General features: G+C 64.9%; 14 protein-coding genes. 6 read left to right on the forward strand and 8 right to left on the reverse strand.

Annotation, left to right across the window (positions count from 1 at the left end; all coding sequences use genetic code 11):
• Nucleotides 1-216 precede the first annotated feature (216 nt).
• Entirely contained in the window at nt 217-1,920 is a 1,704-nt protein-coding gene (locus AB4Y31_RS00980) for an ABC transporter ATP-binding protein (RefSeq protein ID WP_368672313.1), read from the forward strand.
• A 43-nt stretch (nt 1,921-1,963) separates the two neighbouring features.
• Here AB4Y31_RS00980 and glcF read toward each other — a convergent pair whose 3' ends face one another.
• The 4 genes from glcF to AB4Y31_RS01000 all read right to left on the reverse strand — a co-directional run bounded on the left by glcF (nt 1,964) and on the right by AB4Y31_RS01000 (nt 7,608).
• On the reverse strand, nt 1,964-3,199 hold the full coding sequence (gene glcF / locus AB4Y31_RS00985) for a glycolate oxidase subunit GlcF (protein WP_368672314.1): 1,236 nt from the start codon (nt 3,197-3,199) through the stop codon (nt 1,964-1,966).
• Between the two features lie 20 nt (nt 3,200-3,219).
• Complete coding sequence (glcE, locus tag AB4Y31_RS00990; protein ID WP_368672315.1) at nt 3,220-4,308, reverse strand: glycolate oxidase subunit GlcE; 1,089 nt, start codon at nt 4,306-4,308, stop codon at nt 3,220-3,222.
• A gap of 156 nt (nt 4,309-4,464) precedes the next feature.
• A complete protein-coding gene (locus tag AB4Y31_RS00995) occupies nt 4,465-5,928 on the reverse strand; it encodes an FAD-linked oxidase C-terminal domain-containing protein (RefSeq protein WP_368673413.1) in 1,464 nt (487 codons plus the stop codon).
• 258 nt (nt 5,929-6,186) lie between these two features.
• A complete protein-coding gene (locus AB4Y31_RS01000; protein ID WP_368672316.1) occupies nt 6,187-7,608 on the reverse strand; it encodes an FAD-linked oxidase C-terminal domain-containing protein in 1,422 nt (473 codons plus the stop codon).
• 313 nt (nt 7,609-7,921) lie between these two features.
• Between AB4Y31_RS01000 and AB4Y31_RS01005 the strand changes: the two genes are divergently transcribed.
• Nucleotides 7,922-8,476, forward strand: coding sequence for a cob(I)yrinic acid a,c-diamide adenosyltransferase (locus AB4Y31_RS01005; protein ID WP_368672317.1), 555 nt, complete (start codon nt 7,922-7,924; stop codon nt 8,474-8,476).
• A 114-nt stretch (nt 8,477-8,590) separates the two neighbouring features.
• Entirely contained in the window at nt 8,591-9,805 is a 1,215-nt protein-coding gene (gene hmpA, locus AB4Y31_RS01010; protein ID WP_368672318.1) for an NO-inducible flavohemoprotein, read from the forward strand.
• Nucleotides 9,806-9,832: 27 nt separating this feature from the next.
• Here hmpA and aroG read toward each other — a convergent pair whose 3' ends face one another.
• From aroG to AB4Y31_RS01030, 4 genes are all read right to left on the reverse strand, one after another.
• Nucleotides 9,833-10,906: a 3-deoxy-7-phosphoheptulonate synthase AroG gene (aroG, locus tag AB4Y31_RS01015; protein ID WP_368672319.1), complete on the reverse strand. Its 1,074-nt coding sequence runs from the start codon at nt 10,904-10,906 to the stop codon at nt 9,833-9,835.
• A gap of 374 nt (nt 10,907-11,280) precedes the next feature.
• Nucleotides 11,281-12,747, reverse strand: a complete 1,467-nt coding sequence (tldD, locus tag AB4Y31_RS01020) for a metalloprotease TldD (RefSeq protein ID WP_368672320.1) — start codon at nt 12,745-12,747, stop codon at nt 11,281-11,283.
• 44 nt (nt 12,748-12,791) lie between these two features.
• The gene (locus AB4Y31_RS01025; RefSeq protein WP_368672321.1) at nt 12,792-13,643 is read right to left on the reverse strand and encodes a carbon-nitrogen hydrolase family protein; all 852 of its coding nucleotides are present in this window, start codon (nt 13,641-13,643) and stop codon (nt 12,792-12,794) included.
• Nucleotides 13,644-13,670: 27 nt separating this feature from the next.
• The gene (locus AB4Y31_RS01030) at nt 13,671-17,927 is read right to left on the reverse strand and encodes a YhdP family protein (RefSeq protein WP_368672322.1); all 4,257 of its coding nucleotides are present in this window, start codon (nt 17,925-17,927) and stop codon (nt 13,671-13,673) included.
• A gap of 190 nt (nt 17,928-18,117) precedes the next feature.
• Between AB4Y31_RS01030 and glnE the strand changes: the two genes are divergently transcribed.
• The 3 genes from glnE to AB4Y31_RS01045 all read left to right on the forward strand — a co-directional run bounded on the left by glnE (nt 18,118) and on the right by AB4Y31_RS01045 (nt 24,970).
• Nucleotides 18,118-20,904 (forward strand): bifunctional [glutamate--ammonia ligase]-adenylyl-L-tyrosine phosphorylase/[glutamate--ammonia-ligase] adenylyltransferase, encoded by a 2,787-nt coding sequence (gene glnE / locus AB4Y31_RS01035; RefSeq protein ID WP_368672323.1) that lies wholly within the window; start codon nt 18,118-18,120, stop codon nt 20,902-20,904.
• 269 nt (nt 20,905-21,173) lie between these two features.
• Nucleotides 21,174-21,527, forward strand: a complete 354-nt coding sequence (locus tag AB4Y31_RS01040) for a DUF1428 domain-containing protein (protein ID WP_368672324.1) — start codon at nt 21,174-21,176, stop codon at nt 21,525-21,527.
• Nucleotides 21,528-22,228: 701 nt separating this feature from the next.
• Nucleotides 22,229-24,970 (forward strand): hypothetical protein, encoded by a 2,742-nt coding sequence (locus AB4Y31_RS01045; RefSeq protein WP_368672325.1) that lies wholly within the window; start codon nt 22,229-22,231, stop codon nt 24,968-24,970.
• Nucleotides 24,971-25,435 lie beyond the last annotated feature (465 nt).

The raw sequence follows: 25,435 nt of genomic DNA on the forward strand, positions 1-25,435 counted from the left end.
AAGGGTTCTGTCGGAGGCGTTGGAGCAACGTTACTTTCGAATTATACGGATCAACTTCGTCCCCCCTTCGCTTTCCGCATGGTCCCTTCGACTTCCGTTAGTCCTAAAAGGAGCCGCGCCATGCCGGCTTCGCGCGAATATCGGATTCGATCGACCTCACGGATCGTCGGCCGCCCGGCCTGACGGATGACTCGTGTTTTTTCCCGCGGAGTGTCGATGCGTTTTCTCGTTGAGTTGCTAAAGGACTACCTACTCGCCTATCGGATCACGTTGAAAGGCTATCGGTCGCTCCCCGCTCACTTTGTCATGGCTACTCTGTTCATGGCGTTGGTGACGGCGCTGTATACGCTGGCACCGTATTTGTTGCGGCAAGCAACGAACGCCCTGTCTGCCGGCGACGCGCGCCATGACAGTGTTTCCGTGCTCGCCCTGGCGGGTGCGTACGGCCTTGCGTGGACCGCTGCCCGTGCATTCGAATGGCTCAAGAACATCGCTTCGGCAACCGTTCTGGCAAGATGCGATGCCGCGTTCCACCACGCCATGTACGCGCGCCTCATTCGGGTAGAGCACGCACGATTGATCGGTCAGGACCCTGGCACGCTAGTCTCGATAATCTCGAGAAGCACGGGTGCGTTCAGCGCGCTGACGTTCACCCTGTTTTGGGTCATCGCACCCACCCTGTTTCAACTGTTGCTTTCGGGCGGCGTGTTATGGAAGCTGACGAGCGGGGCGTTCGCAGTCGCTTTCGTGGCGTCCATGCTTCTTCTTTTTCTCGCGACGTGGTGGCTTGCAAGCCTCAGCAAAGGCGCCCATACGGAAATCTTCGGCGCCGCCGATTCGCTGGCGAGCCACTTGGTCGACAAGCTCGCCTTCGCGCTCGATATCAAGGTGAATGCAGCGTACTCGCGGGAGGATGCGTTACTTCGCGACTTGCTCGGGACGTACGTGAGAAAGATTTCGCGCGGGAATGCCCGACTTTCCTTACTACTGGCGGCACAGGCCGTTTGCGCAGGGCTTTTGCTCACCGTATTCACGATGGCCACCGCGCAAGAGGTCACGACATCGAGCTTCCAAGTCGGCGATTTCGTGATGATCGTGAGCTACGTGATCGCGTTGGCGACTCCGTTCACGACGCTTGCCGCAACGCTTTCGGATCTGCGCCGTCACCACTTGGCGCTACGCGAAGGCTTCGCGATTCTCGAACTGCCTTTGGAGCAAAGTGTGACGAAGGCCGCTGTCGTCCCGCAAGGGGACAGTGTCTATCGATTGCAAGATGTGAGCGTTTCCATAAGCGGGCGACGCATCTTGTCCAACGTCGACCTCGAGATTCGAAAAGGCGAATTGGCCATCGTGACGGGCCCGTCGGGAGCCGGCAAATCGACATTGACACGCCTCATGCTCGGTTTGTCGTTGCCCGATTCGGGAGCGATATCGCTCTACGGCGCGAACGTGCGCGATGTCTCGATTGGCGACATTTGCCAGCAGGTGGCCGTGGCGCCGCAGAACCCGCTCATACTCAGCGGAACATTGAGGGACAACCTGGCTTATGGCTGTAGTGAAGCCCCGTCGGATGAGTTCCTTCTGGAACTCGTCGAGCTTCTCGAGCTGCGAGAGTTGGGTTGCGGTCATGATGATCGCATCCTCGAGCTGCCCTTAGGCATACAGGGGAGATCGCTCTCTGGCGGCGAGCGTCAGCGGATTGCACTCGGCCGAGCATTGGCCAGAAGTCCCTCGGTCGTCATCTTGGATGAGCCGACTTCGTCGTTGGACCCGGAGCGCGAACAGCGCGTCTTCGCTCGAATCCGGCAGCGTGTCCCTACGTTGATCGTGATCACCCATCGGCAGTCGCTGCTCGAAAACGCGGACCGCGTCTATCGATTGGAAGATGGCGCAATCAAAGAGCTTTCCGGCCAGTTCTGATGGCCGAGGCGGTGCCGTAGGACGCCGCCTCACAGCAGCCCGCTCAACCGTAAATGGTGTGCTCGACGAGCTCGATCCAATGCGCAACGGGCATCGGCGTGCCGCTTTGCAGATGCGCAATGCAGCCGACATTGGCCGAAACGATCATCTGCGGTTCGAGTGCCGCGAGGCTATCGAGCTTGCGATCGCGCAGCGCGTAAGCCAGCGCCGGCTGCAGGATCGAATACGTGCCGGCCGAGCCGCAGCACAGATGGCTATCGGCAGGCAGACGCACCTCGATTCCGAGCGCGCCGAGCAAACGCTCAACCAGACCTCGAACCTGCAATCCATGTTGGAGCGTACAAGGCGGATGAAACGCAACCGTATGCACGCCGCGCCGGCGCGCAAGCTGGATCAGCTCGGCTTCGAAGTCGCCCAGTACCTCGGCCACATCGCGCGCGAGCTCGGTCACGCGTCGCGCCTTTTCGGCATACGCTGGATCGTCACGCAGCAAATGCCCATATTCCTTGACCGTCGCGCCGCATCCCGAGGCGTTGATGACGATCGCCTCGATCCCGGCTTCGACGTGCGGCCACCACGCGTCGATGTTCCGGCGCATGTCGTCGAGTGATTCGTCACGGTAGCCGAGATGCAGGCGGATCGCGCCGCAACAGCCGGCCTCGGGCTCGACGATCGTCTGCACGCCGAGCGCATCGAGCACACGTGCCGTAGCGATATTGATGTTCGGCAGCATCGCCGGTTGCACGCAGCCGGCAAGCAGCAGCATCTTGTGTTTGTATCCGGTCGTCCGCGCTTGCGGCCATTGCAGCAGACGCTGGCGTGGCGGGACTTTGTCGCGCAGCTTCGGCGGCAGCACCGGCCGCACCATCTGGCCGAGGCGCATGATGGGTGTGAAAACCGCGGCGCTGGGCAGCACGGTCGCGAGAAGGCGTCGCAGGAGCCGCTGTCCGAACGGGCGCTCGACCGTCGCCTCGACATGTTGCCGCCCGATCTCGACGAGTCGTCCATATTGAACGCCGGACGGGCACGTCGTCTCGCAGCTTCGGCAAGTGACGCAGCGGTCCAGATGCAGCTGCGTGCTGCGCGTGACGGACGCGCCTTCGAACATCTGCTTCATCAAATAAATGCGTCCGCGCGGCCCGTCGAGCTCGTCGCCGAGCAGCTGGTAGGTGGGGCACGTCGCGGTACAGAAGCCGCAATGAACGCACTTGCGCAGAATCTCATCGGCTTCGTTGCCGTCTGCCGTGTTGCGAATGAAGTCCGCGAGTTGGGTTTGCATCGGGTCGCTCGGACGATCGATCAGAGATCCGGGTAGAGGCGCGCCCGGTTGAAGATGCGGGCCGGATCGAAAGCCGCCTTTAGCCCGCGATGAATCTTCATGAGCGGCGCCGGCAACGGCGTGAAAACGCTGGCGCTGCGGTCGAACTCGCGGCCCGCCCGGAAGATCGTCGCGTGGCCGCCCGCCTGCTTCGCGCTGATGCGCACCGTTTGTGCATCGGTATCGGTGATCCACCAGCGCTGTGAACCGCCCCATTCCATCATTTGCGCCCCCGGCAATTGCAACGGCTCGGCAATCGAGGGCAGGGCGAGCCGCCAGAGCGCGGCCTTGCCCGGGATCGTCGCGAAAAACGGATCGGTCTGTTCGCGCAGCCCCTCCCAAAAGCGTTCGGCCTCGACCGCATCGACGACTTCGCCGCCGAGCGAATTGCGCGCCGACTTGACGGCGCTTTCGGCACCGGAGAGCCGCAGCGCCAGCGTACCGTTGCGCCATGCACTCGCCGAGATCGGCAACGGCCGGCCGCACCACTCGTTGAGCTTGCGCACGGCGTCCGTGCCGTTCATGTCGAATTTGAGCGTGGCTTCGGCCACCGGCCGCGGCATCACTTTGATCGAGAGCTCGAGAATGAGCCCCAGCGTGCCGAGCGAGCCCGCCATCAGGCGCGCGACGTCATAGCCGGCGACGTTTTTGACGACTTGTCCGCCGAAGCGCAGCGTTTCGCCTCGACCGTTCATCACCGTCGCACCGAGCACGAAATCACGCGCCGCGCCCGCCGATACGCGCCGCGGCCCCGCGATGCCGGCCGCGATGCAGCCGCCGAGCGTGGCTCCGCGGCCGAAGTAGGGGGGCTCGAAAGCGAGCATCTGATTGCGCTCGGCGAGCGCCGCCTCGATTTCGGCGAGCGGCGTGCCGCAACGCGCAGTGATGACGAGCTCGGCCGGATCGTAGGCGACGATGCCGCGGTACGCCCGCGTATCGAGGATTTCACCGGAGAGGGCCTGGCCGTACCAATCTTTCGTACCGCCCCCGCGCAGGCGCAACGGACGTTCATCCGCCGTCGCCGCGCGAATGCGCTCTGCCCATTGCTCGACGATGTCGTCATCTTGCATGGCCCCTCGCTTTGTCGTCTCGTTCATCCGGTCGCCGGCTTTTTGTTCGAGTCTTGCTGATTCGTGCCCAAAGGGCACTTTCTCAGGGAGCCCATTGTACCGACGCATGATGGCGGAGCAACTCGCGGTTCACCCGCTCCGGGTTAGTCCTCGTTGTTAAAAGCGCGGCAGCTCCGGGTGCGGCAGCAGGCCCCCGCGCACGTGCATCTTGCCGTACTCGGCGCAGCGCGCTCGCGTCGGGATGCCCTTGGTCGGATTCAGCAGCTCGGCCGGATCGAACGCCCGCTTGACCGCGAAAAATGCCTCCCGCTCGGCCGGCGAGAACTGGACGCACATCGAATTGAGCTTCTCGATACCGACGCCGTGCTCGCCCGTCACCGTCCCACCCAGCTCGACGCAGCACTCGAGGATCGCCGCGCCAAACGCTTCGGCGCGATGGAGCTGGTCCGGATCGTTGCCGTCGAAGAGAACGAGCGGGTGCATGTTCCCGTCGCCCGCATGGAAGACGTTGATGCAGGCGAGTCCGTAGGTCGCCTCCATTTCCTCGATGCGGGCGAGCAGCGGTCCGATGCTGCGGCGTGGCACGGTGCCGTCCATGCAGTAATAGTCGGGCGCGAGCCGGCCCGCGGCGGGGAAAGCGTTCTTGCGCCCGGACCAGAACTTGAGCCGCTCGGCGTCCGTGCGCGAGATCTGCAGCCGTGTCGCGCCGTGCTCGCGCAGCACCGCCGTGATGCGCACGATCTCTTCCGCTACTTCCTCGGGCGTGCCGTCCGATTCGCAAAGGAGGATCGCGGCCGCGTCGAGATCGTAGCCGGCACCGACGAACGATTCGACGGCGCGCGTCGCGGGCTTGTCCATCATCTCGAGCCCGGCCGGGATGATGCCCGAAGCGATGATGGCGGCAACGGCGTCGCCGCCTTTGACGACATCGTCGAAGCTCGCCATGACGACCTGAGCTGTCGTCGGCTTCGGGATCAGCTTCAATGTCACTTCCGTGACAATCGCGAACATGCCCTCGCTGCCGATCATCACCGCGAGCAGATCGAGGCCCGGCGCGTCAGGCGCGAGCGAGCCGAACTCGACGATCTCGCCATCCATCGTCACCGCGCGCACGCGCAACACGTTGTGCACGGTGAGCCCATATTTCAGGCAGTGCACGCCGCCTGAATTCTCGGAGACATTCCCGCCGATGGTGCAGGCGATTTGCGAGGACGGGTCCGGTGCGTAATAAAGCCCGTACGGTGCGGCGGCCTCAGAGACGGCCAGGTTGCGCACGCCCGGCTGGACCGTCGCGGTGCGCCCGTAGGGATCGATGTCGAGAATCTTCGTGAATCGAGACAGCGAGATGACGATGCCCTGCGCGATCGGCGTGGCGCCGCCCGACAGTCCGGTGCCCGCGCCGCGGGGGACGACAGGCACGCCGAGGCGTCGGCAAATCTGCACGATGCGCTGCACTTGCGATTCGGTCTCGGGCAGCGCGACGGCAAGCGGCAGTTCGCGATAGACCGAAAGGCCATCGCATTCGTAGGGCGCTGTATCTTCGTCGCGATAAAGCAGGCAGTGAGCGGGCAACGTCGCCATCAGCGCCTGAACGACTTCGCGCTGACGGTCGACGCGCATTTTGGCTCGTACGGCCTCGTCGTCGTCCCCGGCGGGGCGCTTGATCGATGCGCCTCCATTCGCTGCCGCTCGCGGTGCGCCCGCGGCTTCGGGCCGCGGATCCGAATCGACTTGAGAGGGAGCCCCGTTCGGCGCGGGACCGCCCGAACGATAGCCCGAGTGCGGCGCCTTCCGAGTATCGGAGGGCAACGGGCGTGAGTGAGCATGGGGGCCGTCCATTGTTGTCTCCTCGCGTACCGTTTGTGCGCGCTGCGCTGTTTATGCGTCGTAGGAAAAGATTTTGCCCGGGTTCATCAGGTTGCGCGGATCGAGTGCATGCTTGACCGCGCGCATCACGCCTATGGCGTCGGCGCCATGCTCGTCGACCAGGAAGCCCATTTTGTGCAACCCCACGCCATGCTCACCGGTGCAGGTGCCGTCCATGCGCAGTGCCCGCTCCACAACGCGCCGGTTCAGGCGCTCGGCTTCGGCGAGCTCCGCGGGCTTGGCCGGGTCGATCAGCATGCAGATATGGAAATTGCCGTCGCCGACATGGCCGACGATCGGGCAGGGTAGCGGCGAGCCGCGCAGATCTTCCTCGGTTTCGACGACACACTCGGCGAGCCGCGAAATCGGCACGCAGACGTCCGTCGAGAGCGCGCGGCTGCCGGGCTTGAGCTGCAGCATCGCGAAGTAAGCGTTGTGCCGCGCGTTCCAAAGCCGGCTGCGCTCCTCGGGGCGCGTCGCCCAGGCGAACCCGCTGCCGGCATGTTCGGCCGCGATTTCCTGGACGCGCTCGGCCTGCTCCGCGACGCTCGCGTCCGTGCCGTGGAACTCGAAGAAGAGCGTCGGCGATTCGGTCAGCGTCATGTTCGAATGTCGATTGATGGCGCGAATCGCGAGCGCATCGACGAACTCGACGCGCGCGACGGGCACCCCGAGCTGAATCGTCTCGATCACGGTGCGTACCGCATCGCCCATCGTCGGGAATGCGCAGACGGCGGCCGAGACCGCCTCGGGTAGCGGATAGAGCCGCACGGTGATTTCCGTGATGACGCCGAGCGTGCCTTCCGATCCGACGAAAAGCCGCGTCAGATCGTAGCCGGCCGACGATTTGCGCGCGCGCGTTCCGGTCTTGACGATACGCCCGTCGGCCAGGACGACGGTGAGGCCGAGCACGTTCTCGCGCATCGTGCCGTAGCGGACGGCGTTGGTGCCCGAGGCTCGCGTCGCCGACATGCCGCCGATGCTCGCGTCGGCACCGGGATCGATCGGGAAGAAAAGGCCGGTGTCGCGCAGCGCCTCATTGAGCGCCTTGCGCGAAACGCCGGCCTCGACGGTGGCCGTCAAATCTTCGGCGTTGATCGAGAGCACCCGGTTCATTCCCGAGAGGTCGATCGAGACGCCGCCTTCCACCGCGAGCAAATGGCCTTCGAGCGACGAGCCGTTGCCATAGGGGATGATGGGCACCCCGTAGCGCCCGCAGAGCTCGACGGCCGTGCGCACATCGTCGGTGCTCTGGGCGAAGACGACGGCGTCGGGGGGTACCGGGTCGAACGGCGACTCGTCGCGGCCATGATGGGCGCGCACGGCTTCCGACATCGACACGCGTTCGCCGAAGGCGGTTTTGAGCGCGGTGGCGAGATCGGCCGGAAACGGACGGCGCGGGTTGACGGCGGCTGGCGGCACGGGATGGTTCACGAATGTCTCCTGGCGCGGCCATGCGGATAGGGACGCCGGCATAGGCGCGCTTGTTGTGGTTGCATACCGATCGAGCGTGATCGTCAGGCTAATGGAATGACCATTTCATTCTACGCCGATCGGGGCGGAGAACACGCGAAGCGGCGCGTGCGTCGGTGCTTGGCTGCGGCTCGACATGCAACGGGCCGCCGATTGGCTTTCGCGTCGCTCTTATAATCAAACTGTTTTCCGCTGCCGCGGCGCGCTCGCGCATGACCCGTGGTTGGTTTCCACAAAGGCACGGCTTGATCGATTTAACAACGAGGAGCAGATCATGGGCCACCGCTTGAGCAAGATCGCAACGCGCACCGGCGACGACGGCACGACGGGCCTCGGCGACGGCAGCCGCGTGCCAAAAGACGATGCGCGGATCGCGGCCATCGGCGATGTCGACGAGCTCAATTCGCAGATCGGCCTCCTGCTTTGCGAAACGTTGCCCGACGATGTTCGCGAGGCGCTGACCGTCGTCCAGCACGATCTCTTCGATCTCGGCGGCGAGCTTTGTATTCCCGGTCACACGATGATCGGAGACGCTCACCTCGCGCGCATCGACGACTGGCTCGCCCATTACAACGCCGATCTGCCGCCGCTCAAGGAATTCATTCTGCCGGGCGGCGCGCGCGCGGCCGCGCTCGCCCATGTCTGCCGCACCGTGTGCCGCCGTGCCGAGCGATCGATCGTCGCGCTCGGCAAGACGCAGCCGCTCGAAGCGGCGCCGCGTCGGTACGTCAATCGCCTGTCGGATCTTCTGTTCGTCCTCGCTCGCGTCTTGAATCGCGCGGGCGGCGGCGCCGACGTGCTTTGGCAGCGCGGGCGCAACGCCGGCTAGTCGCCCGCCAGGCTGTCTCCGCCCTCGAATGAATGATGCGCTGCGACAAATTGTCGTATTACGATTTGCCAATAAAGATGTAAATTGTGCACATCTTTAACGAGGAGCAGCCGAATGAGTTCCCCTCTCACCGCAGACCAGATCGCGCGCGTCAAGGCGACCGCGCCCGTTTTCGCCGAGCACGGCGCCACGATCACGAAGCACTTCTACCGGCGCATGTTCGCCAACCGTCCGGAGCTGCGCAACCTGTTCAACCAGACGCACCAGGCGAGCGGCAGCCAGGCCGAGACGCTGGCGCATGCGGTCTACGCCTACGCGGCGAACATCGACAATCTCGCCGCGCTCGGCACGGCGGTCGGCCGCATCGCGAACAAGCACGCGAGCTTGAATATCCGCCCGGAGCACTATCCGATCGTCGGCGAGAACCTTCTCGCGTCCGTGGTCGAAGTGCTTGGCGAGGCTGTCGATGAGGCGACGCTCGAGGCTTGGCGCGCCGCCTATGCGCAACTCGCCCAGATCATGATCGGCGTCGAGTCGAAGCTCTATCAGGGCGCGGCGTGGAGCGGGTATCGGCCGTTCATCGTCTCGCGGAAAGTGGTGGAGAGCGATGAAATCACCTCGTTCTACCTGACGCCGGCCGACGGCGCCGAGGCATGCAGTTTCGAGCCGGGGCAGTTCGTCACGGTCAAGCGCTATGTCGGCGAACTCGGCGTCGATCAGCCGCGTCAGTACAGCCTGTCGGATGCGCCGCACGGCAAGTGGCTGCGCATTTCGGTGAAGCGCCACGGCGCGCCGCAGGGCAAAGAGGACGTGCCGCCCGGGCGGCTCTCGACGCTGCTGCACGAGGGCGTGGAAGAAGGCTCGATCGTCGAAGTGACGGCGCCGATGGGCGACTTCTGCCTCGATCGCACGAAGACGACGCCCGTCGTGCTCGTTTCGGGCGGCGTCGGCATTACGCCGATGATGTCGATGCTGTCGTCGCTCGTGGCCGAGGCAAGTACTCGCCGCGTGGCGTTCGTCCACGCTTGCCGCAACGGCCGCGTGCATGCGTTCAAGACATGGCTCGCCGATACGGTGGCGAAGCATTCGAACGTGGCGCGCGCCGTCTTCTATGAGGATGTGACGGATGCCGACCGCGCCGGCATCGACTATGACTTCACCGGTCGAATCGACTTCGCGCCGATTGCGGAGCAGGCGCTGCTCCCCGATGCCGATTACTACCTGTGCGGGCCCATTCCGTTCATGCAGTTCCAGCGCGACGCGTTGATCGCGCTAGGTGTGGATGCGGCGCGCATCCACACGGAAGTGTTCGGTTCGGGCGCGGTCTGACCTGGCGAATGCGAACGGCGGGACGAGTCAGTTCCCGCTGCCGCGCACGACAAGGCGTGCTTTCACGTTCTCGGCGAGCCGCTCGAGCACGCCGACGCTCTCGTCCCAGCCGATGCAGGCGTCGGTGATGCTCTGGCCGTAGTTGAGCGTGCAACCTTCCAGCAGATCCTGCCGTCCCTCGACAAGGTGCGACTCGACCATCACGCCGATGATGCGCTCGTCGCCGCCCGCCACTTGCCGGCCGATTTCGGCGCAAACGGGAATCTGGTTTTCGTGCTTCTTCGAGCTGTTCGCGTGGCTCGCGTCGATCATGAGCCGCGCCGCCAGACCGGCCTTGCCGATCGCGGAACAGGCGGCGTCGACGCTTTCGGCGTCGTAGTTCGGCTTCACGCCGCCGCGCAGGATCACGTGGCAATCCTCGTTGCCGGCCGTCGATACGATCGCCGAGTGCCCGCCTTTCGTCACCGAGAGAAAGTGATGAGGTTGCGAGGCGGCCTTGATCGCATCGACGGCGATCTTGACGTTGCCGTCCGTGCCGTTTTTGAACCCGACCGGGCACGAAAGCCCCGATGCGAGCTCGCGGTGGACCTGCGACTCGGTCGTGCGCGCGCCGATGGCGCCCCACGCGACGAGATCGGCGATGTACTGCGGGCTGATCATGTCGAGGAACTCGGTGCCGGCCGGCAAGCCTAGCTCATTGATGCCGACGAGCAGCTCGCGCGCCGTCCGCAGCCCCTCGTTGATCTTGAAGCTGTTGTCGAGATGGGGATCGTTGATGAGACCCTTCCACCCGACCGTCGTCCTCGGCTTTTCGAAGTAGACGCGCATGACGATTTCGAGCTCGCCGGCGAGGCGCTTGCGTTGCTCCGCGAGCCGGCCGGCGTATTCGAGCGCCGCCTTGGGATCGTGAATCGAGCACGGTCCGATGATGACGATGAGCCGGTCGTCCATCCCGTGCAGGATCCGATGCAGCGACTGGCGTGTGCTGAAGATGAGATCGGAGATCGGCTCCGTGCACGGAAATTCGCGGATCAAATGCGCCGGCGGAGTCAGCTCCTTGAGCTCGCGGATCCGGACGTCGTCGGTGTTGTGCGGGGGCATGCTGCGTTTCTCCTGTCGGTAGGGTGCCGAGTTCGCCCGCGGCGGCGGCACGAAAAAAAACCGCCGGGCTTTGCCGGCGGTTTCTCTCGGGAATTCGGGTTCGCTTTGAGCGCTAACACCCCTCTCGATCCGCCAGCGGACTGAGATGCCAAAAGAAGTAAAAATAAAACTTCGTGAACATGGCTCGGGTGGGACGTCTCAAAAAGGTGCTTACGCTTTATACCCCGGTTGGGCGCGGCTGGCAAGTCGCGTGCCGGAAAAACCCGCAAAACGGGCATGATCTGCGGCCACCGCAGGGCTTTTGCGGGCAACGACGCGTACAGGCGATCGCACGGGTGGCCGGCCTCGAACGCCGGCCAGCCGGACCCGATCGATCAAACCGTTCCGCCGACCGTCATCTTCTCGATGCGCAAGGTCGGCTGACCGACGCCGACGGGCACGCTCTGGCCTTCCTTGCCGCAGACACCGACGCCTGTATCGAGCGCCATGTCGTTGCCGATCATCGTCACGTACTTGAGCGATTCGGGGCCGCTGCCGATCAATGTCGCGCCCTTGACGGGGTAGGCGATCCGGCCGTTCTCGATCATGTACGCCTCGGAGGCCGAGAAAACGAATTTGCCGTTGGTGATGTCGACCTGCCCGCCGCCGAAGTTCACGGCATAAAGGCCGTTCTTCACGGAGGCGATGATCTCGGCGGGGTCTTTGTCGCCGTTCAGCATGTAGGTGTTCGTCATGCGCGGCATGGGCAGCGCCGCGTACGACTCGCGGCGCGCATTGCCGGTGACCGGCATCTTCATGAGCCGGGCGTTCAGCGAATCCTGAATGTAGCCCTTCAGCACGCCGTCTTCGATCAGCGTCGTGCATTGCGTGGGGTTGCCTTCGTCGTCGATATTGAGCGAGCCGCGCCGGTTCGGCAGCGTGCCGTCGTCGACGACCGTGACGCCCTTCGCCGCGACGCGCTCGCCGATGCGTCCCGCGAATGCCGACGAGCCTTTGCGATTGAAGTCCCCCTCGAGCCCGTGACCGATCGCCTCGTGCAACAGCACGCCGGGCCAGCCGGGGCCGAGCACGACCGTCATCGTGCCCGCCGGAGCGGGCCGCGCGTCGAGATTGACGAGCGCGGCTTTCACGGCGTCGTCGACGTAGCGCTTGAGTACTTCGTCGGTGAAATAGCCGTAGTCGAATCGGCCGCCGCCGCCGCCCGTGCCGATCTCGCGCCGGCCGTTCTGCTCGGCGATGACCGTCACCGACACGCGCACGAGCGGCCGCACGTCGGCCGCGAGCGCGCCATCGCTGCGCGCGACGAGCACGACGTCGTATTCGCCCGCGAGGCCCGCCATCACCTGCGTAATGCGCGGATCGGCACTGCGCGCCATCTGCTCGACGCGCTCGAGGAGCTCCACCTTCGCCGTCGCGTCCAGCGAGGCGAGCGGGTCTGCGGCCAGATAGAGATCGCGGCCCGCGACGCCCCTGAGCGCGCTCGCCACCTTGATTTTCTGGTTGCCGCCACCCGCCTTGGCAATCGAGCGCGTCGCCTCGGCCGCTTGACGCAGCGCCTCGGGCGAGAGGTCGTCCGAATAGGCGAAGGCCGTGCGATCGCCGGAGACGGCGCGCACGCCGACGCCCTGATCGATACTGAAGCTGCCCGATTTCACGATTCCCTCTTCGAGGCTCCAGGCTTCGCTGCGCGTCGCCTGGAAGTAGAGGTCCGCGTAGTCGACGCGGTGCGTGAAGATATCCGCGAGCGTGCGCGTGAGCAGCGCCTCGTCGAGGCCATAGGGGGTGAGCAGCGCGTCTTTCGCCGTGGCGAGGTTGCGAATGCCGGGTTCGATGATGTTCATGCGAATGGATCGAAACGAACGGAATGCGGTGATTAAAAAAGCGGCTATGCGAGCACGCGGTGCCGCCAGGCGGGGAGGCTGCGCCTGACCTCTTCGATACGTCGGCGCTCGATATCGCCGGCCACGACGCCCGGGCCCTCGTCCGCGCGCTCGGCCACGATCTCGCCCCACGGGTCGATGAGCATGCTGTGCCCCCATGTGCGCCGGCCGTTCTCGTGCGTGCCGCCCTGCGCGGCGGCGAGCACGTAGCACTGGTTCTCGACGGCGCGGGCGCGCAACAGCATCTCCCAGTGCGCGCGCCCCGTCGTGTACGTGAACGCCGAGGGCACGACGATCATGGCGACATCGCCCATCCGCCGATAGAGCTCGGGAAAGCGCAAATCGTAGCAGACTGAGAGCCCCACTCGGCCAAACGGCGCGTCGAAGGTGCGAACTTCGCCGCCGGGCCGGATCGTGCGCGCTTCGTCGAACGACTCGTCGCCCTTTTCGAAGTTGAAAAGGTGGATCTTGTCGTAGCGCGCCACTTCCCTGCCTTGCGGATTGAAGACGAGCGACGTGTTGAGCACGCGCTCGCGGTCTGCGGACGGCTCGCTGACGGCGAGCGGCAGTGTTCCGCCGATGACCCAAAGACCATGGCGGCGCGCCTCATCGGCGAGAAAGCGCTGAACCGGGCCGTCGCCGTACGTTTCCCGCATCGTGAGCTTGTCTGCCTCCTTGAAGCCCATGAAGCAGAAGTACTCGGGCAGCAGCACGAGCTGCGCGCCGTCGCTCGCCGCCTCAGCGATGAGCCGCGCGGCATGCTCGAGATTGCGCTCGCGCTCGGGCGTGCTGACCATTTGCAGCGCGGCGACGCGAAACGGCGCGGATCGCGTCGGTGTAGTCGAAAGATCGCTCATGGAGATCAACGTAACCCGTCAGTTCCGTCAGTTGCCGGTGTTGCCGGTTGCTTCGGCCGGAGCGACCATCTTACCCCGATCGCCGGTGACCCGCTCGACGAGCGGATGCGACCATGACCCCGTTATTGCGTACTGCGTAGCGAACGCGTGGGCGATCGATTGCGAGAGCGCCAGGTTGGCCACCAGCGCGCCCAGGCCCAGCAGCGGATTCACGACCGTCGCCGCAATGACGGCGGAGCCGGCATTGAGCGTGGGGGTGACCGCGACGTGCAGATTTTGCGTTTCCGCGGCGAGATTGACAGAGCCCGAGAGGTCCGCGCGCGCCGGCGCGGTGACGATGCGGAAGTCGTCGGTTCGCGCGATGCCGTCGGTGATGCGGCCCGTGCCCGTCACGCTGCGGAACGGCAGCCCTTCGCCGATCACGTCGCGAAAGTTCAGCGTGATCACGCGCTGAAGGCTTTGCAGGCTCAATACGCCGAGCAGCTTCGCGACGCCGGGATCGACCTTGAGAATCTGCCCATGCTGGAGGTCGACGCTCATGTGGCCCCACAGTGTCGGGTAATCGATCGCCGTCGGCTCGCCGCGCCAGCCGATCCTGCCCGTGAGCGAGCCCTTGCCGGCCTTCACGGTGCGCGGAAGTCCCAATTGATCGAGCAGGGCGCCCGCGTCGGCGATGTCGAGCTTGAAATCGATGGCCGTGCGGCGCGGCGTATCGGCTGCGACGTTCACGCCGAGACGGGGCGCCGTGCGCCAGTTGGCGGTCGCCGCGAGATGCGCGGCGGGGCTCGTGATGTCGAATTTGTCGACTTGCCAGACCGGCACGCCGTCTTCCTCGAGATTGTGCGCCGCGAGGGCGAGCTGCCCGAGCTTGTGCCCTCGCACGACGAAGTCGTCGATCGTCAGATCGATGGCCGGCATATGTCGAGCCGAAGGCGTCGACAGTTGACCGACGAGCGCATGGCCGACGGCGACCGGAATTTCCGCCTTGGCGAAATGGGCCTTCAGTTGACCGCCGTCGTTGCTCGTTGCGCCGGGCCGCCAGTTCAGATCGCCCGTGAGTTGATCCGATGCAATTCGCGCTTGCCAGTCGCGCCCCGATTCTTCCGCGTCGATGTGGACGTTCGCCCATTCGCGCTCGAGCAGCTTGAGCGTACCGAACCGCAGGTTGAAGCGACTCGGGGCAAACTGGCTGCTCGATGCGTTGTTCGACGCGCCGCCCGAGCGGCCCCTCGAATCGTTTCCATCCGCCGGGTTGGCGCGGGCCTCTCGAGGTCCAGCCGTATCCCGCGACTGGCGCAGCTCGGTCACGAGCGTACGCCAGGCGTCGGCGTCGAACGACTGCAGATCGGCCGCCGCGCTCACCCCTTCGGTCGGCAGCCGCGCGGGCTCGCCGATGCCGATCGCTCCTCGCACGACCGAGAGCGCGCCCAGTGCATCGGGATGCACCGCGCCGTGACGCACGACATACGAAGCCGTCACGGGACCCAGTGCAAGGTCCGCGCGCGCGCGCGGCGAACCGTTATCTTCCGCGAGGGCCGGCTCGGGCTTCACTGAGAACGAGAATGGCATCGGCGTGCCCACCGGCTTGCCGAGCGGGGCGGGCAGATCGAGCGCGAGGCCGGTAAGGTCGGAATGCGCGGAGACCTCAGGCAAGGCGCCTTTTCTGCCACGGATGTCGAGCGCATAGGGCGCGGCACCGTGCAAACGGTCCAGTAGCTTGCCGGCCGGTCCGTTTCTGTCGAAGTCGCGCGCGCTGTCTGCCGCGATTTGTCCTGAAATGTCGAAGCCATAGCTGCCGTTGGCCGCGAGCCCCCCGCCGGCCTTGAACTCGCCGCCGAGCCAGCGACCGGCGATCCGTTCGAGCGAGAGGGTGTGCTCGGTGAATCGCACGCCGCCCGTGAGCTTTTCGAGCGGCGGCCATTGCGGACGGGCCAGCGTGTTGCCGCGCAGCCCGACGGTGCCGACCACGCTCACGTGCGGCATCTGGGTGCGCGGCACCGTCAATTGGAGGTCGAGGGTTGCCGGCCCGCTCGCGCTGACCGTTTCGCCGACGTGATCCGTCAAGCTGCCGGCGGCGCTCTTATTCAAATAGTCGAGCAGATCGGCGAGCGGTCCCCGAGCTCTGCCGTCGATGACGAGGCTCGACCCGTGATTGCCGAGATCGGCGATTCGGCCGTTGACGCGCTCGAGCGCGATGCGCTTGTAGTGACCTTTGTCGATATCGAAGCGCAGCAGGTTCTCTCTGAGCGTAAAGACGCCATCGATGCCCTCGAGCGCCGGCCAGACGTCGGGTTCGCCGTTGCGTAGCTTTTTCGGCGGATAGGGCGAAGGATCGAATTTGCCGCCCGCGAACGGTGCGACGATGCGAAAGATGCCCGCGTGCGGATCTCTCGAATACGGAAATTTGTCGAGGCCGCCATGGATTTCGATCGTTGCGTTGCGCGCGACGCCGTCCTGCAGACCGTGGCCGAGATAGTGGCGCGTGTGTTCGCCGACACTCGTCGGTAGGTAGCGCGGGATGGCAGGGACCTTCGCGCGCGCGATGTTCGCCGTCAACTCGAGCGAGCCGCGGCCGTGCCCCGGGTTCGTATAGTTCGCAACGACCGTACCGGCCGTATCGGCGTTCTCGAAGCTGAGTTCAGGCACGGTCACCGCAAACGCCTTGTGGGGCTCGCCGGGGGCCGGCTTCACGGTCCACTGCCCGCGCCCGTGCAGACGGTCGAATGCGAGGCGAGGGTCGTCGAACTCCCCGGGCACCGTCAGCGTCGCGTTGACCGTATCGATCGACACGTCGCCATGCGTTTCGTCGGCGTCGATCGTTCCCCAAATGTTTTCGAAGCCCGGCAAGCCTACGCGTGGATGGCCGGCGGGCGACAGCCCAGGGGGCGGTTCCTGCGCCGCAATGCTGATGCCTTCGAGGTCGCCCTTCACGCGGTAGCGTTCGATCGGCGCCGTGCCCGTGACGCGCTGCTCGCTCGCCGCGAGCGCATTCTCGGGGCGTGCTCGCTCGGCCTCGATCGTATAGTTCGCTATCAGCCCGCGCGGATCGAAACGAACTAGCTCGTCGAGGAAGCGTTCGGGCACGGGGAGCGCCCGGCTGAACTCCGCGAGTATGCCGAGATCGACGCGATCGCCCCTGACGCTCATCAGCTGCCCATGCTCGACACTCGCCGGGCGATAACGGCCCACGAGCGTCGAAAAGGACAGCGTGCGGGTGACGGGCGTGCCGTCGGCGAGCGGCGGCTGGCCGAGCTCGGCGTGAAGATTCGAGAGGCGCAGGCGGTAGTCGCGCTGCGGCTCGATTTCGGCGGCCCAGCCGAACTGCGCGACGGGCACATGCAGTTGCGGGTGGGTGGGGCGCACGCGCAGCGCGATGTCATAGCCTTGCAGCGTGCCCGTCGCCGCCAGGATATGGCCGCCGGAGAAATCCGCCCAAATCGCGTTGTCGATGCGCCCGGCGTAGAGCGCGATCGGCGTCTGGACGTAGCGGGCGAGCATCGGCAGGTCGACGGGGCCCGTTGAAATATAGGTTTCGCCGGTCCAGTTCTGCGGCCGGCCGCGCTCGCCGAGCGGCCGATGGCGAAAGCGCGCGCGGAAGTCGAGCGGGCCTTTGAGAACCGTGCCTTCGGCCGGCGCCTGCAGAGCGAGGTAGTGCTCGAAGCCCTTGTTGACGATGGCCGCGCGAATGTCGTGCAGCGCGAGCTCGGGCGCCTTGCGGACGCCGTCGCGCCAGCGCAGCTTGCCGCCGCGCAGCACGATCGCCTCCTGCGAGAGCAGCCAGTTCGTGAAGGTCGTGTCGTTGCCTTTGTGGGTGGTCGGCACCTGGACGCCCGCGACCGTCAATGAGCCGTCGGCCGCGCGCGCCGCGAGCAGATCGGGCCCGTCCACGACGAGGCTCGCGAGCGCGGGCTTGCCGCGCGCGAGCGAGCGCCACGAGATCGTCGCCGTCGCATGCGGCACCGATAGCGCGAGATTGCCGTCGCGATCGCGTATCGTGAGGCCCGTCACGTCCACGCCGGGTTCGAGGCCGGACCAGTGGGGCGCGAGCTTCTCAATGCGTAGCTCGGCATGGATGGTTGCCGAGACAGCTTGCTCGATGCGCGGACGAAAGTCGTCGATGCGCGGCAACAACAGATAGCGCAGACCGAGGAAAGCAGCCGCGGCCGCGAAGTAAGCCGTGATGGCGAACGCGAGCGCGATTTTCAGCGCACGGCGAAGAAGCCGATGATCGTGAAGCGACTGTCCGGCAACGGTTCTTGCTGCGGATTCCTTGCTGTCGGACATGCTGCGGCGAACGGGGCGTGAACGGAGTGGAGCGGCCGGGCTGTGGTAGTTTGGCGTCTTGGACGTCGAATGTATCACAGGGGCGGGCGCCAGCGATCATGGGTGTGCGGACGGAAGGTCTGCCGCCGGCGCGCCGTCGAGCTTCCCGGAGCTTTGCATCCGCCGTGACAAACCGCGACCTACACCGCTCATGACCGTACCCTCCTTGTCGAGTTCCAGCTATTCCACTTACGCCGCGCGCGCGATCGCGGCGCGACCCGAATTGGCCGATCGCTTGGCCGAATGGGCCGAGGCGCCTGTCACGCGAGAATGGATCGAGGCGCGTTTGGGCGAGCTGGTGAACGAGGCTCAGGCCAGCGGGGCGCCTATCGACGAGGCGCTGTTGCGGCGCGTGTTGCGCCGCTTGCGGACTGACGTGTTTTGCACTGTCATGGAGCGCGATCTGCGCGGGCGGGCTGATGTGGCCGAAGTCACGGGAGCCATGACCGATTTGGCCGAGGTGTCGATCCGGAAGGCGCTCGAGGTGCTTTCAGCCGACCTCGAAACGCTCTTCGGCGAGCCCCGCGGGCCGGAAGGCGAGCGACTGGTGCTCGGCGTCGTCGGCATGGGCAAGCTCGGCGGCCGCGAGCTCAACGTCTCGTCCGACATCGACCTTATCTTCGTCTACGAGGACGACGGCGAGACGGCCGGCGGCACGCGCACTCCGATTACGACGCAGGAATTCTTCAGTCGGCTCGGGCGGCGGCTCATCGGCGCGCTCGCCGAACCGACGGCCGACGGCTACGTCTTTCGCGTCGACATGCGGCTGCGGCCGAACGGGGACGCCGGGCCGCTCGTCTGCAGTCTCGGCATGCTCGAAGAATATTTCTATGTACAAGGGCGCGAGTGGGAGCGTTATGCCTGGATCAAAGGGCGGCTCGTTTCCGAGGGCGAAAGTGAAGCCGCGAAACGCCTCGCGCGGCAGCTCGACGCGCTCGTGAAGCCATTCGTCTATCGCCGCTATCTCGATTTCGGGGTCATCAGCGCGATCCGCGCGCTGCACCGGCAGATCGGCGAGGAGGCGCGGCGGCGAGCCTCGATGCGCCCCGAAAAGGCCGACGACATCAAGCTCGGCCGCGGCGGAATTCGCGAGATCGAGTTCAGCGCGCAGGTCTTTCAGTTGATTCGGGGCGGCCAGGATGCGGGCTTCCGCATCCGGCCAACGCTGCAAGTTTTGCGCTATGCCGCGACGCGCGGACTGGTGACGCCCGCCGTCTGCGCGACGCTCGGTGAAGCCTATACGTTTTTGCGCACGCTCGAGCATCGCCTCCAATACCGCCACGATGGCCAGACGCATGCGATGCCTGTCGACAAGGAAGAGCGCGCGCGGCTCGCCGCTTCGCTTGGCTTTGCCGACTACGCCGCGCTCGTGGCGAAGCTCGACGGCTATCGGGAGTTCGTCGAGACGCAGTTCGATCAAATTTTTGCGGATAAGGCGCGCGGCATCGGCGATGCGCCCGACGAAGGCGCGGCGGCCGGGATCTGGGGAAGTGCGCTGGAAGACGATGCGGCTAGCGAAGCGCTGGCCGCCCGACTGACCGAGCAAGGTTTCGGCGAGCGAGCGGGCGAGCTTCTCGCGCGGCTCACCGCTGTTCGTCGTTCGACACGCTATCTCGGCCTGCCCGAGCGCAGCCGTGAGCGCTTCGATATGATCGCGCGCCGGGCGCTGGATGCCGCGGCGAAGCTCGAACCGGCGGTGAGCCGCGCGCCGACGCTGACGCGGCTTTTCGATCTCCTCGAAACGGTGAGCCGGCGCAGCGCCTACCTCGCATTGCTCGACGAGTATCCGGCAGCGCTCGAACGCGTAATGGGGGTGCTTGCGGCCTCGCGCTGGGCCGCCGGGTATCTGACGCGCCATCCGCAGTTGCTCGACGAACTGCTCGACGACGAGGCGATTGCGAGCCCGTTCGATTGGGGCGCGTTCCGGGCGTCGCTACGCGCGCGGCTTGCCGCGGCCGACGGCGTAGAGCTGCAGATGGATTTGCTGCGCCATGCTCATCAGGCGGAAGTCTTCCGCATTCTGCTAATCGATTTGGCCGGCAAGCTGACGGTCGAGCAGGTGAGCGACCGGCTCTCGGAGCTGGCCGATTCGGTCCTCGACGTGACGATGGAGGCCGTATGGCGGCATCTGCCGAAGCGGCATCGCGCGGTGCCGCGCTTTTCGATCATTGCGTATGGGAAGCTTGGCGGCAAGGAGCTCGGCTACGCGTCCGATCTCGACCTCATCTTTCTTTACGACGATCCCGACGAAGCGGCGGCCGAGGTCTATGCGACTTTCGCGCGTCGCCTCATCACCTGGCTCACGACTTCGACCGGTGCCGGTACGCTGTTCGATGTCGACTTGCGGTTGCGGCCGAACGGGGAGTCGGGGCTGCTCATCACCGATCTCGATGCGTTCCGTCGCTATCAGTTGCGCGAGGGCGACGCGGCCAATGCGGCCTGGGTCTGGGAGCATCAGGCGCTGACGCGCGCACGGTTTTGCGCGGGCGACGCGGAGATTGGCGCGCAGTTCGAGGCCATCCGCAAGCAGGTGCTGACGACGCCGCGCGAGGCGGCGTCGCTTGCGGGGGAAATCGTGGCGATGCGCGAGCGCGTCGCTGCGGGCCATCCGAATCGCACGGAGCTGTTCGATCTGAAGCACGATCGCGGCGGGATGGTCGATATCGAGTTCGTCGTTCAGTATTGGGTGCTGCTCCATGCGGCGCGGCATCCGGAGCTCGTCCTCAATACCGGCAATATCGCGCTCTTGCGCGAGGTCTCGCACTTTGGGTTGATGAGCGCCGAGGAGGCCGAGACGGTAGGGGGAGCCTATCGAAGCTATCGCCGGCTACAACACCGCCTGCGGCTCGACGGCATGGAAATCGCCCGTGTGCCGCCGGAAAGCATCGGCGCGGAGCGTGCGGCCGTGCTTGGGCTCTGGCGGCGCGTGTTTGGGTGATGCATGCGAATCAAAGCGCGGAATTTCGCCGTTCGTTCGATCGTAGGTTGTCGGCACGTCTTGCCGATGCTGTACCCGATCACTCGCTTAAGTGAGCAGGCCGACGCCATGCCTCAAAGCGCCGCTGAGGGTCAAAGCAGGCTATCGGTGCAAGGGAATCGACTATTGTCGATTTCTTGACTCCTCGCTCGTCGTGCGTATGGGCGGTCGCGTTGCGATGCGCTGCCGACCGGCACCTATAGTCCCTATGGGAAAACAGGAGATTGCGAATGACTTACGTCGATGGATTTGTTGTCCCCGTGCCTACAGTCAACCGCGAAGTGTACAGACAGTTCGCCGAAAGAGCCGCGGCCGTCTTCAAGGAGCACGGCGCGTTGAAGGTGGTCGAATGCTGGGGAGATGACGTGCCGGAGGGCAAGGTGACGTCGTTTCCAATGGCGATCAAGCGCAAGGATGATGAGACGGTGGTGTTCTCTTGGGTTGTCTGGCCTTCGCATCAGTCGCGAGACGAAGGAATGAAAGCGGTAATGGCCGACCCGCGGCTGCAACCAGATAAAAATCCGATGCCTTTTGACGGCCAGCGGCTAATCTATGGCGGTTTCGAAGTGATCGTCGACGCGTGATCGCAGAAAAAGATGGCGTCGGTTCACGTTGAGACTCGAACCGCCGCCGCGCCTGGCACTGAACGTCCGCGCTGCAACGCGCGAATCTACCTGTCGGACTTACGCTACTCGGGGCAAGCAGTGAAGTCAGGTATCTGTTTAGCAGCGGACGGTCGCGCGTGACGTATAAGTGACGCCAACGGGTCGAGTTCCGCCGATCGGCGTCAGGCAGCAGCCGGCCACAAAGCGACCTTCGATGGAGCCTAAAATGAGTCACTTGGATGGCCGTACCACGTTAAGAGCCGCCGTTCCGTGGCCGAGGCGACGAACTGCTGTCCAGGGCTCGACAGTTGCAGTGTTGGCAGGTGCCTTGGCCGTCACGGCGTCCACCCCGCTGGCCGTTTTTTGAAGAGCGTTGTCGGGGGCGGATGCTGGCGACGCTTGTTCCAAGCTGGGGACCCATTGCCGCACCATTGCCGCAAGCACACTTGCGCGCCGCAACGGTCGGACCGCTTCGATATACGTAGAGTCACTCCAGACAGAGATGCGTTGCGATGACATAGGAGTCGCGGCGACTTAATATGGGCGAGGCGCTCGTGCTCTCAAGTAGACCTTTTGGGGCCAAACGCCGGTCACGGTAGCAGGGCCTCCCCAAGCTTCGTAGCAGCCACTGGGACACGCAGTCAGTTGACCCGCGTTCTTGAACATCAGTCGGAGCCCTCATGTTTCCCAATACTTCGTCGCTATGGACCGATGGCGTATGCCTGGGAAGCCAATTCTTCGGCGGCGTGATCGGCAATCTCACCGCTAATTTGCTTTGGGAGGGCGGCAAGTGGATCGCCAAGCCGGTCGTCGACCGCGTACCGGAGTTGGCTGAGCTGTTAAGCGCAGGTGGGCACGACGGGAATCACAATCTGCTTCGCGCCCTGCGTCGCGCCGAGTGCGAAGCGTTGGTTGAAATGGTCGACGGCGCCATGCTCGATTGCGCGAACTTACGGCTGGGCGACAGCCGCGTCGCCGAAATGCTCAAGACGTGGGTAAAGGCGCACAACGACGAAGACATCGCGACCCTGCTGAGGATTCGCCGTGCGTTTCAGCGAACAGGCAAGGCGCTGCACGAGATGTCGGTCGACGAATTGAAGCGCATGCATGGTATGGCGCTAAAAGATGTGCAGGGACTCGTCCGGGCAGGTTCGGAGAGCTTGTCCGTCGCAACCGCCGAGCAAATGCGCGAACGTGTTACCTCAGAGTACGTGACAGCGCTGGACCGGGCGCTCACCCGCCCCTCGCGCATGGGATCACTCTCCAAACAGGACCTCAACCTTCTCGCCAAAGGGGGGTTACCTGAATCTTTGCGCCGGCGCATTGAGGCACACCCGGGCGGATGGTGGGACGCATTGAGGTTGGCGTTTCGGGAAGAATTAAAGAATCCGGCCAATCCGGAGGTGATGAAAGCTTGGGAACTCGATGTCCAATGCCATTTGGTCGACCAACTCGGCTCGACCTATGGCGAGATGTCGAAGCAACTGGACGCCATTGACGAGGCCAATTACCGACAGTGGAAGGACTGGCTTGATTTCCGTGACGAGTTTGACCGCTTTGCAGAAGACCTCGCTGGCAGCATCAAGAAGGTGCATGAGGGTGTTGCGCGTATCGAGGACAGTGTGAGCGTCGTTCGACAGCGCATGGGGTCGATTGAAGAGATGCTGGCCAGTCTCAGCGGCGCTACCAAGCAGGAACTGGAAGCGCTACGGTCGCAGCAGGCCGCGACTCTGGAAGAAGTGTCGGTCTTGGTGCGGGCCATGCTCGATCAGCCCGAACTGCCGCCCGATCAAGTCCGACCCGCCCTGGAAAAAGCCCTCGCCGCCTATCGCACACTGCGCGGTGAGGTAGAAGATTTGCGTGAACGGGTGAAGGACTTTCCGGACGTGCAGGTAGAGTTGAGCATCGCGGCGGCGGCGTTCAAATCAGGCTCGGCCGACGATATGGCGCAAGCGGAGCAAGCGCTCGAAGCAGCGAAGTCACGATTCCGCGCCACCATCAAACGAAGGCAGATTCGGGACGCAGAAATCGAACACCAGCTGCTGGCCCAGCAGGGCCGCCTGGCGGAAGCCCAACTGCGGTTCCTTGACGCGGCAGCGCTATGGAAAGAGGCTGGAGACTGTCTGGTGCCGGAACTCCATGTGTTACGGGCCGAATCCTTATTCCGTGAAGGTTCTGCCCTCTACGAACAGGGCCAGCTGTTCGGAGGGACGTCGAAACTTCGGGATGCAGTTCGTTGCTTCGATACAGCCTTGACGTTGTTGGACCCATTAGTAGAACTCGCCGACTGGGCCCGGACGCAGAGCAACCGCGCGGCCGCGCTGCGAAGCCTCGGCGAGCGGCTGGGTGGCGAGGAGGGCCTGCAGGCGCTCCGCGACGCGTTAGCCAGCGATGATGCCGCGCTCGAGGTGCGCAACTGCGGGATCGCCCCGGCTGATTGGGCAAGGACGCAGAACAACCGCGCGAGCGGACTACACAGCCTCGGCGAGCGCTTGGCCGGTGAGGAAGGCCTACAGGCGCTGCGCGACGCGCTAACCGGGTACGACGCCGCGCTTGAAGTTAACGCCCGCGAGACCATGCCGGCCGAATGGGCCGCAACGCAGAACAACCGCGCCGCTGCGCTGCAATGCCTTGGCGAGCGCCTCGGCGGTGACGAAGGCCTGCAGATGCTGCGCGACGCGATAAACGGCTACGACGCCGCGCTCGGGATCTACACCCGCAAGACCGTCCCGGCGGACTGGGCTAGGACGCAGAGCAACCGCGCGATGGCACTGGTCCGCCTTGGCGAGCGCCTGGGAGACGACGAAGGCCTGAAGGCGCTGCGCGACGCGTTAGCCGCCTACGACGCCGCGCTCGAGATCTACACCCGCAAGACCGTCCCGGCCGAGTGGGCTAGGACGCAGAGCAACCGCGCGATGGCACTGGTTCGTCTTGGCGAGCGCCTGGGAGACGACGAAGGCCTGCAGGCGCTGCGCGATGCGTTAGCCGCCTACGACGCCGCGCTCGAGATCTACACCCGCGAGGCCATGCCCGCCTACTGGGCCGTGACGCAGGACACCCGTGCCAGCACACTGCTACGCCTTGGCGAACGCCTGGGCAGTGCTGAGTGCCTACAGGCGCTGCGCGACGCGTTAACCGGCTACGACGCCGCGCTTGAAGTCCACGCCCGCAAGACCATGCCGGTCGAATGGGCCATGACGCAGAACAACCGCGCGGTGGCACTGCAAAGCCTTAGCGAGCGCCTGAAAGGCGACGAAGGCCTGCAGGCGCTGCGCGACGCATTAGCAGGCTACGACGCCGCGCTCGAGGTGCGCACCCGCGAGACCATGCCGGCCGCTTGGGCCACGACGGAGGCCAACCGTGAAGTTGCACTCAAAAGACTGGCCGATCGGTCGGGCCCGGACCCCGCAGGATCGGCGTGAGATCGCGGCCGGCTACGACATCGCTGCGAGCAGAGTGTCGCGCTCAAAGCGCCTTCAAGGGTTTCTATTATGCATAGCGCCCAGCAGCCGAGCCGCGCTTTCGCCGTCGCTATCATTTCGCCCAGCCAGCGGGCCGCTGAATGCGGACCAGCATCCCACGATGAATTTACGGAGGAGACCTTGGAGCGCCGCACGCAGTGCTCGCGCGAGTGGCTCCTTTGATTTGGGAACGGCCGTAAGCATAGCGACGGCCCGAAGGGCAGCTTCGGGGTCGGGTGCTGCCCGACGTGGGAACAGCAACGATTGAGCGCTCCGTCGGCTCATCATCTGACCGGGTTCGGCCATCTACGGTCGCTGGCCAGCTTTCTGACAATGCCGTTCAATCGTCGCTTCCGCCTTGGCAACGGACATTCGAGCGCCAATCGTGGTCGTCGCGTTGCGGCGCGCGTCACCTCGCCTCGTCCT

Origin of the sequence: Trinickia sp. EG282A, from assembly GCF_040965455.1 — a bacterium.
Lineage (GTDB): Bacteria > Pseudomonadota > Gammaproteobacteria > Burkholderiales > Burkholderiaceae > Trinickia > Trinickia symbiotica.

Excerpts from the sequence above, each read along its gene's own strand:
- AB4Y31_RS00980 (WP_368672313.1), top strand. The coding sequence starts at position 217 with ATGCGTTTTCTCGTTGAGTTGCTAAAGGACTACCTACTCGCCTATCGG.
- glcF (WP_368672314.1), bottom strand. The coding sequence starts at position 3,199 with ATGCAAACCCAACTCGCGGACTTCATTCGCAACACGGCAGACGGCAAC.
- glcE (WP_368672315.1), bottom strand. The coding sequence starts at position 4,308 with ATGCAAGATGACGACATCGTCGAGCAATGGGCAGAGCGCATTCGCGCG.
- AB4Y31_RS00995 (WP_368673413.1), bottom strand. The coding sequence starts at position 5,928 with ATGCGCGTCGACCGTCAGCGCGAAGTCGTTCAGGCGCTGATGGCGACG.
- AB4Y31_RS01005 (WP_368672317.1), top strand. The coding sequence starts at position 7,922 with ATGGGCCACCGCTTGAGCAAGATCGCAACGCGCACCGGCGACGACGGC.
- hmpA (WP_368672318.1), top strand. The coding sequence starts at position 8,591 with ATGAGTTCCCCTCTCACCGCAGACCAGATCGCGCGCGTCAAGGCGACC.
- aroG (WP_368672319.1), bottom strand. The coding sequence starts at position 10,906 with ATGCCCCCGCACAACACCGACGACGTCCGGATCCGCGAGCTCAAGGAG.
- tldD (WP_368672320.1), bottom strand. The coding sequence starts at position 12,747 with ATGAACATCATCGAACCCGGCATTCGCAACCTCGCCACGGCGAAAGAC.
- AB4Y31_RS01025 (WP_368672321.1), bottom strand. The coding sequence starts at position 13,643 with ATGAGCGATCTTTCGACTACACCGACGCGATCCGCGCCGTTTCGCGTC.
- AB4Y31_RS01030 (WP_368672322.1), bottom strand. The coding sequence starts at position 17,927 with ATGTCCGACAGCAAGGAATCCGCAGCAAGAACCGTTGCCGGACAGTCG.
- glnE (WP_368672323.1), top strand. The coding sequence starts at position 18,118 with ATGACCGTACCCTCCTTGTCGAGTTCCAGCTATTCCACTTACGCCGCG.
- AB4Y31_RS01040 (WP_368672324.1), top strand. The coding sequence starts at position 21,174 with ATGACTTACGTCGATGGATTTGTTGTCCCCGTGCCTACAGTCAACCGC.
- AB4Y31_RS01045 (WP_368672325.1), top strand. The coding sequence starts at position 22,229 with ATGTTTCCCAATACTTCGTCGCTATGGACCGATGGCGTATGCCTGGGA.